The 12,592-nt window shown below is 63.2% G+C and carries 14 protein-coding genes; 5 read left to right on the plus strand and 9 right to left on the minus strand.

Annotation, left to right across the window (positions count from 1 at the left end; genetic code table 11):
* Positions 1-856: 856 nt before the first annotated feature.
* Positions 857-1,801, plus strand: a complete 945-nt coding sequence (locus DJ029_RS05450) for a tyrosine-type recombinase/integrase (protein WP_112321360.1) — start codon at positions 857-859, stop codon at positions 1,799-1,801.
* A 325-nt stretch (positions 1,802-2,126) separates the two neighbouring features.
* Here DJ029_RS05450 and DJ029_RS05455 read toward each other — a convergent pair whose 3' ends face one another.
* The 4 genes from DJ029_RS05455 to DJ029_RS05470 form a co-directional block, all read right to left on the minus strand.
* Positions 2,127-3,098 carry a cation diffusion facilitator family transporter gene (locus tag DJ029_RS05455; protein WP_112321361.1) on the minus strand — a complete coding sequence of 324 codons (972 nt, stop codon included), beginning with the start codon at positions 3,096-3,098 and terminating at the stop codon, positions 2,127-2,129.
* Positions 3,088-3,858, minus strand: coding sequence for a transglutaminase-like domain-containing protein (locus tag DJ029_RS05460; RefSeq protein WP_112321362.1), 771 nt, complete (start codon positions 3,856-3,858; stop codon positions 3,088-3,090). The genes DJ029_RS05455 and DJ029_RS05460 overlap by 11 nt, the downstream gene beginning before the upstream one ends.
* Before the next feature lie 69 nt (positions 3,859-3,927).
* On the minus strand, positions 3,928-4,251 hold the full coding sequence (locus DJ029_RS05465) for a YnfA family protein (protein ID WP_112321363.1): 324 nt from the start codon (positions 4,249-4,251) through the stop codon (positions 3,928-3,930).
* The gene (locus tag DJ029_RS05470; protein ID WP_112321364.1) at positions 4,251-4,679 is read right to left on the minus strand and encodes a MerR family transcriptional regulator; all 429 of its coding nucleotides are present in this window, start codon (positions 4,677-4,679) and stop codon (positions 4,251-4,253) included. Before DJ029_RS05470 ends, DJ029_RS05465 begins: the two co-directional genes overlap by 1 nt.
* 307 nt (positions 4,680-4,986) lie before the next feature.
* Here DJ029_RS05470 and DJ029_RS05475 point away from each other — a divergent pair, with 307 nt between their 5' ends.
* Entirely contained in the window at positions 4,987-5,514 is a 528-nt protein-coding gene (locus DJ029_RS05475; protein ID WP_112321365.1) for a hypothetical protein, read from the plus strand.
* Between the two features lie 80 nt (positions 5,515-5,594).
* Here the strand turns inward: DJ029_RS05475 and DJ029_RS05480 are convergent, their stop codons facing one another.
* Complete coding sequence (locus DJ029_RS05480; protein ID WP_157966274.1) at positions 5,595-6,227, minus strand: TetR/AcrR family transcriptional regulator; 633 nt, start codon at positions 6,225-6,227, stop codon at positions 5,595-5,597.
* A 215-nt stretch (positions 6,228-6,442) separates the two neighbouring features.
* Between DJ029_RS05480 and DJ029_RS05485 the strand changes: the two genes are divergently transcribed.
* From DJ029_RS05485 to DJ029_RS05495, 3 genes are all read left to right on the plus strand, one after another.
* Complete coding sequence (locus tag DJ029_RS05485) at positions 6,443-6,976, plus strand: YgjV family protein (RefSeq protein ID WP_112321367.1); 534 nt, start codon at positions 6,443-6,445, stop codon at positions 6,974-6,976.
* Positions 6,977-7,037: 61 nt separating this feature from the next.
* On the plus strand, positions 7,038-7,406 hold the full coding sequence (locus tag DJ029_RS05490; RefSeq protein WP_112321368.1) for a DsrE family protein: 369 nt from the start codon (positions 7,038-7,040) through the stop codon (positions 7,404-7,406).
* A 24-nt stretch (positions 7,407-7,430) separates the two neighbouring features.
* A complete protein-coding gene (locus tag DJ029_RS05495) occupies positions 7,431-7,796 on the plus strand; it encodes a rhodanese-like domain-containing protein (protein WP_157966275.1) in 366 nt (121 codons plus the stop codon).
* A 128-nt stretch (positions 7,797-7,924) separates the two neighbouring features.
* Here the strand turns inward: DJ029_RS05495 and DJ029_RS05500 are convergent, their stop codons facing one another.
* From DJ029_RS05500 to DJ029_RS05515, 4 genes are read right to left on the minus strand one after another with little or no spacing between them, the layout of a single operon-like run.
* Positions 7,925-8,773 (minus strand): ABC transporter permease, encoded by an 849-nt coding sequence (locus DJ029_RS05500; protein ID WP_112321370.1) that lies wholly within the window; start codon positions 8,771-8,773, stop codon positions 7,925-7,927.
* Between the two features lie 5 nt (positions 8,774-8,778).
* Entirely contained in the window at positions 8,779-10,044 is a 1,266-nt protein-coding gene (locus DJ029_RS05505) for an ABC transporter permease (RefSeq protein ID WP_112321371.1), read from the minus strand.
* Positions 10,045-10,101: 57 nt separating this feature from the next.
* Entirely contained in the window at positions 10,102-11,154 is a 1,053-nt protein-coding gene (locus tag DJ029_RS05510; protein ID WP_112321372.1) for an ABC transporter substrate-binding protein, read from the minus strand.
* A gap of 42 nt (positions 11,155-11,196) precedes the next feature.
* Positions 11,197-12,318, minus strand: coding sequence for an ABC transporter ATP-binding protein (locus DJ029_RS05515; protein ID WP_112321373.1), 1,122 nt, complete (start codon positions 12,316-12,318; stop codon positions 11,197-11,199).
* Between the last annotated feature and the right edge of the window lie 274 nt (positions 12,319-12,592).

The following is a 12,592-nucleotide window of genomic DNA, read 5'->3' on the forward strand; positions in this document are numbered from 1 at the left end:
ATCTGTTCCTCTGTGAAACGTGACTTCCGCATTCTTCGTTCTCCTCGTTGCTTTGAACGTTACGAGAACAAACTCTCCTTTTAAATGGTCCGAAATCTTGGGGGCAGGTCAGGGCAAAGGCATCCGCCTGCGAGATTCTGCACTTCTTAGAAGCTCTCGTGCGGATTCCAGCCCTAATTCTCGGTACAAGGTCGCTGCCTCCGAAAGAACACGCCCCGGTCTACGCCGACCGGATTTGCGAAGACTTCCGCTGTAATGCAAGTGAGCAAAGTACCCCGCCGGAAGCCCTGAAAATCTCAGATTGAGCCTCGCATCAATGATCTGGTCGCCAAAGTCCTCGAACTCTTTGAGAAAGCTCCCCCGCATATCGAGAGGAACAACCTTCATCAGTCGCGCCACGTCGTCGACAATGATCCGACCGACCACGCCGGTTTCTCTGGCCGCATGGAGCATACGCTTGAGTATTGGCACCGAGTCCAGTGACCGGATCGTCCTCGCATACTCATGGATCCACTCGATCTCGATCGACTCAGGCGAATTCTCCATGAGCGGTCGCAGACAGCCTTCTATCGCGCGCATCTGAGCGACGCATGCTGGCCGCTCCAAGGGAAGGGAGGTGTCGTATCGTGCTTCGGCCCATAGGTCTGAACGACCGCTCCGTAAAAGCGCAGTTTGCCACTCACCCGCCATGCCTCCAGACATTTGTGTGAAATTCACATAGACTTTCCTGGGCGCGATAAAAGATAGACAGCTGATAAAAGGGTATTATTTCGCGTTGAGGCGTGGGAAATGACCCGACGGATGACTCCGCGTGTCGTATAATAGATGCATCAGCAATTCAGATGCGAGAACCCCAATGACCACTCCCCACAAAACCGTCCGCGATGCGTGCGCAGCCTGGCTTAAGACCTGCGAACGCAACGGCCTCGAACGCGCCACCCTGCGCAGTTACCGCGGCCACTACACCCACCACATCGACCCGAAGATCAGCGATCTGCTGGTCAAGGATCTGACCCGCGCCGGCGTGCGCGAATTCATTGATGACCTGCAGGACGACGGTGTGTCCCGCTCGATGACGAAGAAGGTCCTCGCAAGCCTGCGCGCAGCCCTTGGCGAAGCAGTGGAGCGGGAGTGGTTGCCGTACAACGTCGCCAGTGACGTCAAGATGAAGCGCAACCGCCGGGAAGAAACCGAGCGGGTGATCCGGACGAAACAGGAGATCCGGACGATGATCTCGGCTGCGCCCGCGCGGCACCGGCCCTTCATCGTGACGGCGATCTTCACGGGCATGCGGATGTCGGAACTGCGCGGGCTCTCCTGGGATCAAGTCGACTTCGAGCGAAAGGTCATCGAAATCGTCCAGCGGGCAGATCGCTTCAATGATCTCGGCAAGCCCAAGAGCCGATCAAGCAAACGCATCATCCCGATGGCGCCGAGCGTCGTGACAGAGTTGACGCATTGGAAGGCCACCTGCCCTTCCGGCTCCCAGAGCCTCGTCTTCCCAAACGGCGCCGGCAACGTCGAAAACCACTCGAATATCTACCATCGGATCTTCAAACCCTTGCTCGTGGACAACGGGATCGTCGACGACGACGGCAAGCCCCGGTTCGGCTTTCATGCCCTGCGCCACGCCGCTGCATCGCTGTTCATCGAGCAGGGGTGGCCGGCGAAGAAGGTGCAGGCCATCCTCGGACACTCTTCGATCACGATGACGATGGATGTGTATGGTCATCTTTTCGAGAGTCCAGAAGAGGATCTGGCGCTTTTCGAAAAGATGGAGCGCGATCTGATGGCCGCCTGAAAAACTTTCAACGTTTTAAAATACAAAAGCGCTCCCGCGAGAGCGCTTTACTTATATTTGCCGATTCTCGAAAGCAGGTATTCCAGCCAATGCAGGTGGATTATGATTCCGCTGCTCTAACCACCTGAGCTACTCCGCCAACTACGGCTGGCTGATTATGCGGTTCCGGCCAGCGCGTCAAGGCGCAACTGGCGGAATATTTCCCTGGGGCTGCGCTTCCTTGCAGGGCGACGCCAGCGGCCCCGCCAGACGGCCTGAAACAGGGGCCGACCTTGCCGCCTGAACCGGGGGGGGCGCCAGCGCTGAAAGCGCCCCAGAGCGGTCGTCATGATTCCCATGTCGGCTCGGAAACAGGTCTGGCCGCCTTTCCCTGCCCGCTGTCGTGGCCGAAAAGATCGGCGTCCTGGTGGGCGTTGTGGATACTCTCGAACTCAAGGCTGGAATGGTCGATGCCGAATCCGGCTTCCAGCGCGTCCTTGAGCTCCGCCTTGACGGCTTCCATCCGGGTCCAGCCGTCGTCGGTCAGAACCACGTGGCAGTCCAGCGCCGCCACGTGTTCCTGCATCTGCCACAGGTGCACATGGTGCACGTCCTCCACCCCGTCGACGCGGCGCATGGCGGCGATGACCGCCCCACTGTCGATGTCGGGCGGACTGCCGAGCATGAGCGTGCGGATCGGTCCGCCGATCTCGGCCAGGGCGAGGTAGAGGATGTAGAGCGCAATGACGATCGTGATCGCCGGATCGACCCAGCGCAAGTCATACAGGATGATCAGCGTCCCCCCGATGATCACCGCGACCGAGGCGAGCGCGTCCGACAGGTTGTGCAAGAACAGCGCGCGAATGTTCACGCTGTCCTTTTGCATCGACCATGTCAGCCCGGCGGTCAGCGTGTCCACCGCAAGCGCCACCCCGCCGAGGATGACGACCGTCCAGCCGGCGACCTCGGGCGGGTCGATCATCCGCATCCCGCCCTCGTAGATCAGGTAGACGCCGACGAGGATCAGCGTGGTGTAGTTGATGAGGGCCGCGACGATCTCGATCCGCCCGTAGCCGAAGGTCATGCGCGCATCCGCCGGGCGGCGCGCGATCTTGCGCGCGGCGAAGGCGATGACGAGCGACGCCATGTCCGAGAAGTTGTGTAGCGCATCCGCGATCAGGGCGAGACTGCCGGAGAGGATCCCGCCGAGGATCTGCGCGACCGTCAGCAGGGCGTTCGCCCAGATCGCAAGCGAAACCCGCCGGTCCCCGGATGCCGGGTCCATATGGGCGTGGGCTTGGCCATGATCATGCGGCACGGCGGATCCCCCCTGCCGGTGCGGCCCCTGCCCCGTTGACCGCGCCCGGCCTCAGCCGCCCCGCGCGGATGGCGCGGACCCGCGCGTTCATCCAGTGGCGGATCACCCGGGCGTAGAGCCAGCCCCACAAGCGCCCGAAGTCTTGGCGGTGCTGGCCGTAGAAGTCGTCCGGCGTATCGAAGGTTCCCAGGTCCCGCGCGATGCCGGTCTTCTGGATGTAGGTGCCACCGCCCTGCCAGGTCACCGGCGGCGCGGACAGGCGGTCCGTTCCGACGCCATGGCTGCAAAGGCTTTCGCACCCTGCAAAGGCCGCTTGCAGCCGGCTAAGGTAGGCCGCGTCCAGGATGAACCCCTCCAGGTTGATCCAGTCCCCACCGAACCGCACCTCGACCCAGGAGTACAGGATCTCGGCCGGCGTGATGGGGTAGACCGCCCCTGGCACGACCCCGCGCTGTAGCGCCTTGTGGATCGTGAAACCGTGCAACCGGCAGGGAATGCCAAGCCCGCGCAGCAGCGCCATCAGCAGCGTCGCCTTGGTGTTGCACTGGCCGTATCCGTCGGCCAGCACTTCGGAGGCGGGAATGTCGTCAGCCCGGTTGCACCCGAAGCGGATGTCGTCGCGCACGAAATCATAGGCCGCGCCGATCCGCTCATATTCCCCGAGGGCGCGCCAGCCGCGCGCCTCGATCAGGTCACGGATCGGTCCGGCATGGACGTCCAGCAGCCGTGTCGGCCTTAGCAGGTGGGTGTCGGCGGTCATGGCCGGTCTCCTTCGAATCAACCGACGACCGGTATAAAGGCTACAGCGGCTATAGCCTCAAGCCCTTCGTCACCCGGCACGCGGCGCGGCGAGGATCACCGCGGCCCCAAGGATGCACAGCGCCGCCCCCGCAAGATCCCAGAGGTCCGGGCGCTGCCCTTCCGCCCCCCACATCCACAGCAACGAGGCGGCGATGTAGATGCCGCCATAGGCCGCGAAGGCGCGCCCCGCGTACCCCGCCTCGACCTGCGCGAGCAGCCAACCGAACAGGGCGAGGCTCATCAGCCCCGGCACCAGCCACAGCGCCGAGGCGCCGCGCCACCAGGCCCAGATTGCGAAGCAGCCCGCGATCTCGGCCAGCGCGGCAAGCGGATAGGCGAGCGCGGCGGGCATCAGTTGTCTGGCCGGTGATGGTCGGAAAGGCATTCCTCGTGGTCGTGCAGGACCTCGAGGATGCGGCAGTCCGCCACCCGGTCGGCCTTGCACTCGCTGACCATCCGGCTAAGCTCGGCCCTCAGGGCGCCCAGCCGCGCGATGTGCGACTCCACCTCGCGCAGCTGCCGCTGGGCGACCGCATCGACCTGAGCGCAGGAGCGTTCGGGGCTGTCGGAAAGCTCCAACAACTCCCGGATCGCGTTGAGTGAGAACCCGAGCTCGCGGGAATGCCGGATGAACGCCAGCCGGTGCCGCGCCGCATCCCCGTAACGGCGCTGGCCGCCTTCGGTCCGTCCGGGTTCGGGCATGAGCGCGATCTGCTCGTAATACCGGATCGTCTGCACCTTGGTCCCGGTCCGCTTGGCAAGCGCGCCGATGGAAAGCATGGGCCTGTCCTCCATTCCTCAAGACCCGCTGTAGGATGACAGCGCACGCAGGACAAGCACCGGTGACGCCGGGAAAGCCCCGGGGAGCAAGCTTTCGGGGCGCAACGGGTGGCGTTCGGGACGGTCTTATCGATCAGAACCGGACCTTTCCGGAATAAAACCCGAACTTCCCAAGCAAAACCCTGGCCCAACCCTGCTGAAACATAACCGCTTCATTTGCCCGGGAACGCGGTTAGACTGGGAGTCGCATCGCATCGATGACCGGTTATCGTATTACGTAAATATTTGCTGAAGAAAGGACGCCGAAATGCAACTCAAGATCAGCCACGCCCTTCTCCTCGCCCTGCTGTCAGGCAATGGCGCGATGGCGGAATCCTTTGGCACCATCTCGGCGGATCATGGCGGCGACAGCCGGGACTGGTTCACGATCCGCATCGACACCGGCAACGCCACGGGTGCGAGCGCCACCTTTCGCGCAGGCAAGATGCTGTCCAACCTGCACATGCAGGGCCATCCGAAACCGTCCTTCACCACCAAGGACGTGCTGAGCATCGATGCGTCCTTCCGCAGCCCCTACAAGCCCGGCGCGGCGCCCATGATCGTCGAGATCATCCTGATGCCCGACGGCATGTCGCGCCCGTTCTGGACCAGCGACCAGGCGCCCGGCCCGGCGGAAATCAGCTTTGAAACTCTGGACCTCAACTCCGATCCCGGGCGCGCCGTGGGCACATTCTCGGCCGTGTTGTGCATGGTCGAAGAGCTTTACGCCGAACCCGACCTCGACTCCTGCAAGCCCATCAGCGGATCGTTCGAAACGAATATTGCGCTGGAATGAAGGGCTATGCCGCGCGGGCTTCACACACGGGAAGCCGCCGGGCAAGGACGCACGGCGAACACCGGGTCAATGGCTAAAGATCAGGCGGCCTTCTGTTCAGAGGCGGTCGGGAACAGAAGCTCCAGGTAGGCGCGGAACTGTTCGGACTGCCGCGCGGCCATTCCCGGGTTGCGGTGGGCCCGCTCCAGGATCAGCCCACCCTCGATCACGGCGACGATCATCTCGGCCAGCTGCTTGGCGGTAACCTCCCGCGCGGGCGGATAGCGGTCGATCACCTCCTGGAACTTGCGGATGTACATCGCGGTCCAGGTGCGCAGGATCTCGGACACGAAGTCCTTCACGCTGTTTTCGAAGTGGTCGTCTTCATAGGTGTAGAGCGCGTACATGCAGCCCCGGGGCGGATGATCCGGATCGCAGAGATAAGCTTCGAAATCCGTCAGGAAATGCAGGAGTTGCTGAAGCGGGTCGTCATGCGCCGCCTCCGCCTCGGCAAGGAAGGTGCGGAACATCTTCATGTCGTTTTCCGCGTACCAGCGCATGAGCTGATCGGCGAGATCAGCCTTGGATTTGAAATGGTGAAAGAACGCCCCCTTGGTCAGCCCGGTGGCTTTCAGCACGTCATCAATCGACGTCCCCGCGAAACCCTTGGACATGACGAGTTGCTTGGCGGCGACGAGAAGGCGTTCGCGAGTCGCTTGGGCTTTGGCGGTCATTTCAGTCTCCATACAAACTAGTCTGTTATTAATGGCATTATGGGCGCATGACAAGGGTAAACTCGGAAACTTGCGGAAACGCGAGTCAGAAAAGAAACTATTTAGTCTAATCGCTTAGCGAAATCCGCCCGTCTCTGCGCAAATTTTTTATTGACGGCATACCGTTTGGTCTGTCTATCATACCGACCAGTTGGTATGCAAAACGGACAAGACCCATGATCGCCGCAGTCCACACCCTGACCGATCCTTCCGCAGCCCCGCTGTATGGCGCCGCCGGCCTGGCCGTCCGCATGGCCTCGCCCCTGTTCGAGCGGCGCGACCACATCCTGGGCGCGCAACTCGCCGCCTCCTGCCTGTTCGCCGCGAGCTACGCGCTGATGGATCAGCCGACCGCCACCTCGGTCTGCCTGATCGGCGCGTTGCAGACCGCCGTGGCCCTGATCGCCGGTGACCGGCCATGGCTGAACCGCACAGGCTACGTGTTCCTGCCGGTCGTGCTGATCATGGGCGCGGCCACCTTCACCGGCCTGCCCACGATCCTGGCCGTCACCGCCTGCTGCCTGATGATGGTGGGCCGGCTTCAGCAGGACCTGATCCGCATGCGCGGCATCCAGCTGTGCTCGGCCCCCTTCGGCGCCGCCCATGACATCGTCGTCGGCGCCTGGCCCTGCCTAGCCGGTGCCGTGCTGTCCTTCGCCATCGCCGCCGCTGCCTTCCGCCGTGAGCGGAAACGGAGGGCCGCCGCCTGAGAGATCCCGCCCGGACCGGGTTCCGTCCGGACACATCCATCCCCAACAAAGGAGTAGAAAGATGGAAAATACCAAGAAACTGGCCATCGTGGTGTCACGCGGCCTCGACGACGAACGGGCCACCGTGGCCTTCACCATCGCCAACACCGGCATCGCGTCCGGCCAGCAGGTGACCATGTTCATGGTCTCGGCCGCCGTGGACGTGGTCCGCAAGGGCGCCGCCGACAACGTGCGGATGAACCCGTTCGACCCGCCGATGAAAGAGCTGATCGATAATTTCCAGACCGGCGGCGGCCGCATCCTCGTCTGCCCGCCCTGCGCCAAGGTGCGCGGCTATGCCGAGGAGGACTTCATCGACGGCGTCCAGGTCGTCGGCTCCCCCGCACTGCATGCGCAGATCCTGGACGGCGCATCGACGCTGAGCTTCTGACCCCGATAGAAAAGGAGAATGACCATGACATCCTGCACAAACACCGGAACCGTCGAGAATTCCACCGCCACCGCGATCACCGTGGCCGAGGCGAAAACCTACCACGGGCGCGCGGGCGTCGAATTCGTTGACCCCCGCCCCGCGGAGGCGATCGCGGCGACCACCGGCAAGATCCCCGGCGCGCGGCTCGTCTCGATCGAGGATATCGAGGCGCTGAACCTGCCCCCCGTTTTCGCGGACAAGACTCTGCGCGTCGTCACGACCTGCATGGCCGGGCCCATGGCCCAGCGAGCGGCGGCGGCCTTCGCAAAGGCGGGATTCGGCCGGGTGAACTGGATCGACGGCGGCACCACCGCCTGGCTCGAGGCAGGCTATCCGACCGTTCGCTGAGCGATCCCGCGCCTTCGCGATCCGCCAGCATCGACAGACCACACAGCACCACCCGTCCTTCGGGTGGTGTTGCGCTTTCATGAAGGGCTTGGTCGCCGGGGAACGTCAACGCCCCGGCGAGTGCGACCCTATTCCGCCCCGCGCAAGCGTTCGGAGCGGCGGCGCAACACTTCCAGCGTCACCAGCAGCGCGACGGACAGGAACACCAGCAGCGTCGCCACCGCCAGGATCGTCGGGTTGATCTGCTCGCGCAGGCCCGAGAACATCTGGCGCGGAATCGTGCGCTGCTCGGGGCCGGCGAGGAACAGGACCAGCACCACCTCGTCGAAGGAAGTAACGAAAGCGAACAACCCGCCAGAGATCACGCCCGGGCGGATCAGCGGGATCACCACGTCCCAGAACACCTTGACCGGCGAGGCGCCCAGGCTGATGCCCGCGCTGAACAGGCTACGGTCGAACCCCGCCAGCGTGGCCGTCACGGTGATGATCACGAAGGGCACGCCCAGCGCGGCATGGGCGATGATCAGCCCCGGAAAGGTGCCGACCAGCCCGAAGCTGGTGTAAAAGAAGAACATCCCCGCCGCGATGATGATCAGCGGCACGATCATCGGCGACAGCAAAAGCGCGGTGATCAGCCGCTTGAACGGCATCCAGGGCGACGCCAGCCCCACGGCGGCGATGGTGCCGAGCACCGTCGCCAGAAAGGCCGCCGCGATCCCGATGATAAAGCTGTTGCGGATCGCCAGCGTCCATTTCTGGTCGGTGATGATCTCGTTGTACCAGCGCAGGGAATAAGCGTCCGGATCCAGCGCCAGCATGCCTTGGGTAAAGGTGAAGAACGGCTCCGCGTTGAAGGACAGCGGGATGATGACCAAGATCGGAAGGATAAGGAACGCCAGCACCAGGTAGGCGGTGAAGCGCAGGGCGTAATGCCCCGCGATGTGCCAGAAGGTGAAATATTCGGGAAATCCGCGCATCGTTCCTATCCCAGCTTGATGTTTCCGGCCCCGACGAAGCGGTCGTAGAGCCAGTAGAGCGCGATAATCAGCACCAGCAGAAGCGAGCCGAGCGCGGCGGCGAGTTCCCAGTTGTTCGACTGCTGCATGTGAAACGCGATGATGTTGGAAATCATCTGCCCGTCGGTCCCCCCCACCAGCGCGGGCGTGATGTAATAACCGACCGAGATGATGAAGACGAGCAGCGCCCCGGCGGACAGGCCCGGCAGGCTCATCGGCAGGTAGATGCGCAGGAACGCCGGAATCGGGCGGCTGCCCATGGACATGGCCGCGCGCATGTAACTGGGGTCGATCCCCCGCATCACGGAATAGAGCGGCAGCACCATGAAGGGCAGCAGGATATGCGTCATCGCGATGATGGTGGAGAACTGCGTGTAGAGCAGCTCCAGCGGATCGTCCGTCACCCCGAGCGAGATCAGCGTCGAGTTCACGACCCCGTTGGTCTGCAGAAGCGCGATCCAGGACGTGGTGCGCACCAGAAGCGACGTCCAGAACGGCAACAGCACGAAGACCATCAGGAAATTCGCCCGCGAGGTCGAGCAATGCGCCATGTGGAAGGCCAGCGGATACCCGAGGATCAGCGTCAGAAGCGTGATGATCAGCGCCATCCACAGCGTCTTGCCGTAAAGCTTCAGGTAGATCTGGGTGTCACGCTGCTGGATCGTTCCATCGCGCGTCATCTCAAGATCCAGCGCGGTCAGGTAATAGCTTGAGGTATAGGTCTGCCCCGCCTTGCGCAACGCGCGCCAGATGCCCGGATCGCCCCATTCTTCATCCGCCTCGAGCAGCAGGGCCGCGCCGTTGGCAGACAGCTCGGCATCGTCCGTGCGGCGCAGTTCGCGCGCGGTGGATTTGACCACGCTGGAGGTGCCGGGCAGGAAGCGGTTGATTTCCTCGGCCAGCTGGCCGGAGGTGCGGTCGTTCGCCAGCCGCTTCATGTCCAGGGCGAACTGGGCCTGCGCCGCCTCCGGCGGGCTGCCCTCCCCGTCCCAGTCGGCAAGCGCTTCCAGCGAAGCGGGAACAAGCTCGGCCACCGTCGGGTTGTAGGCGCTGCGGAACAGCATGGAGGCGATGGGCGCCACGAAGGCAAACATGATGAAGATCAGAAGCGGCATGACGAACAAGAACGCGCGGACGCGGCGTGCGCGCACTTCCCGCGCGGCATTCCGTGCGTCCTGCTTTCCAAGCCGATCGGGTTTTCCGCCAAGGGTTCCCGCGGTGGTATCGCTCATGCCAGGCTCCTGAAATGCCCCGCGCGAGGAATCGCGCGGGGGTGGTTCGTCAGAGAGTTACTGCAACAGCCACTCGTTGAACTTCTCGCCGAGGGACTCGCCGTAGTCGGCCCAGAAGATGCCGTCAGCCTTAAGGCCTTCTTCCAGGTGGGCGGTGGGCAGATCCTGCTTCACGTCCTCGGGCAGCAGGGCCTGGGCGGACTTGCGGGTCGGGCCGTAGGCCACGTCCTGCATGCCGGACAGGGGCACCGTGCGCGTTGAGAACTTGATGAAGTCCAGCGCGGCATCGACCTTTTCGGTGCCTTCCATGACGGCCCAGACGTCCAGGTCATAGACGTGGCTGTCCCAGACCATGGTGAAGGGCGCGTCCTCTTCCTTGATCGCGGCGAAGATCCGGCCGTTGGCCGACTGCACCATCTGCGCGCCGCCGTCGTTCAGCAGAACGGGGGCCTGGGACCAGCTGTCGTACCAGACGATATCGTCCTTGATGGTGTCGAGCTTGGCAAAGGCGCGGGCCTGGCCTTCCTCGGTTTCCAGAGCGGCATAGACGTCCTCGGGCGCGACGCCGTCGGCCATCAGGGCCCATTCCATGTTCACCTGCGGGCGCTTGCGCAGGCCGCGCTTGCCCGGGAAGGCTTCAATGTCGAAGAAGTCCTCGATCGTGGTCGGGCCGCCCTCGGGATAGGCGCCGTCGGCATGGGCGAAGATGATCGACCAGACAATGTTGCCCACGCCGCATTCATGCAGCGCCGCGGGGATGAAATCTTCGGCAGCAGGGGTGCCATCGTCGCCATCGGGCAGGATCGAGTGATCGATCACCGCGACATAACCTTCCGAGCAGGCGCGTTCGAGGTCGATCACCTCGATATCCACCACGTCCCACTGGATGTTGCCGGATTCGCTTTGCGCCTTCATCTCGGCCACGCCGCCGCCGTAATCCTCGAACAGGATATTGGTTCCGGTTTCGGCGACATATGGGTCGATCATGTGCTCCTTCTGGGCCGCGCCATAGGCGCCGCCGAAGGATGTGACGGTCAGATCCTGGGCCACGACGCCTTGCGCGCCCAGCGCCAATGCGCCCGCCATGAGTAATATGCTTTTATGTTTCATCAGATCCTCCTTGCTGCTTCTTGTTGATGTCAGGCCCGGGGGCTACCCGGTGACATCCGGCATTTCCCCGCTGTGAGGAAACGCGATACTGTCCGAGATGAGCCATTGCAGGCGACCACTCTCGCCTTCTCCGAACTCGGGCGCGGACAGGTCGTTCAGGACTTTGACAACGATTTCAGACCCATCCGCGAGGCGGAAGTAATAGCGGATGAAATCGCCCACGTAGATGCGCGCCACGAAAGTGGCCGCGATCTCGTTGTCATGGGAATGCGAATTGGGGTGGATGAACAGCTTCTCGGGCCGGATCGACACGATGCTGCGCGCGCCCGCTTCCAGCCCCTCGCCCGCTTCGGCCACGATGTTAGCCCCACCGGGGATGGAGACGACGGCGCGCCCGTCCTCGATCCGCTCGACCGTGCCGTGCACGAAGTTGTTCTCTCCGATGAACTCGGCCACGAAGGCGTTGGCGGGGCGCTCGTAAAGCTCTGCCGGGGGGGCGCATTGCTGCACGATACCGTCGTTGAACACCGCGATCCGGTCGGACATGGACAGCGCCTCGGCCTGGTCATGGGTGACGTAGATCACCGTGAAGCCGAGCTGTTCGTGCAGGCGCGTGATCTCGTACTGCATCTGCTCGCGCAGCTTCTTGTCCAGCGCGCCGAGCGGTTCGTCCATCAGGATCAGCGTCGGCTCGAAGATCATGGCCCGCGCCAGCGCCACGCGCTGCCGCTGCCCGCCCGACAACTGCCCCGGATAGCGTTTGCCGAAGTCGCCCAGTTCCACCAGGTCCAGGTATTCCGCGATCCGCGCTTTCTGGTCGGGTTTGCTCATCCCGCGCACGGACAGCGGGTAGCCCAGGTTCTCGGCCACGGTCATGTGCGGGAACAGGGCGTAGTTCTGGAACACCATCCCGATGTTGCGCTTGTAGGGTGCGGTGCGGTTGATCGACTGTCCGCGGATCGAGATGGTTCCCGATGTCACGCTTTCAAATCCCGCGAGCATCATGAGGACCGTGGTCTTGCCCGACCCCGACGGCCCCAGAAGCGTTATGAACTCGCCCTGTTCAACCTGGATATTGAAGCCTTTGACGACCAGGCTCTTCTGGTCATAGCTCTTCTTTACGTCGTTGAACTCAAGGAACACGCCCGCCCCGGTATTCGTCATTCAAACTCGCCCCACGCGTAATATTTCGACCATCCACAAAAACCTATTCCGTGCGATACCCACGGTACCGCCCGACTGTAGACCCCGCTTTCCCCGCCGAGCAAGAAGTTATTGCGATCATGTCGCTGTCTACATTGCTTCGAGTTTCGACGGCCCGTCCATATCGCTGAACCAGCCCCTGCAAGCCCCCCTGTGCCGCCCCGCGCCCGGGCCTTGCAGGAGCGTGAATTGATGCCTGGCGGGCCCGGATCTTCATGGCGCGGGGGCATATCCG

It is taken from the genome of Oceanibium sediminis (genome assembly GCF_003265325.1).
In the GTDB taxonomy this organism is placed as follows: domain Bacteria; phylum Pseudomonadota; class Alphaproteobacteria; order Rhodobacterales; family Rhodobacteraceae; genus Halovulum; species Halovulum sediminis.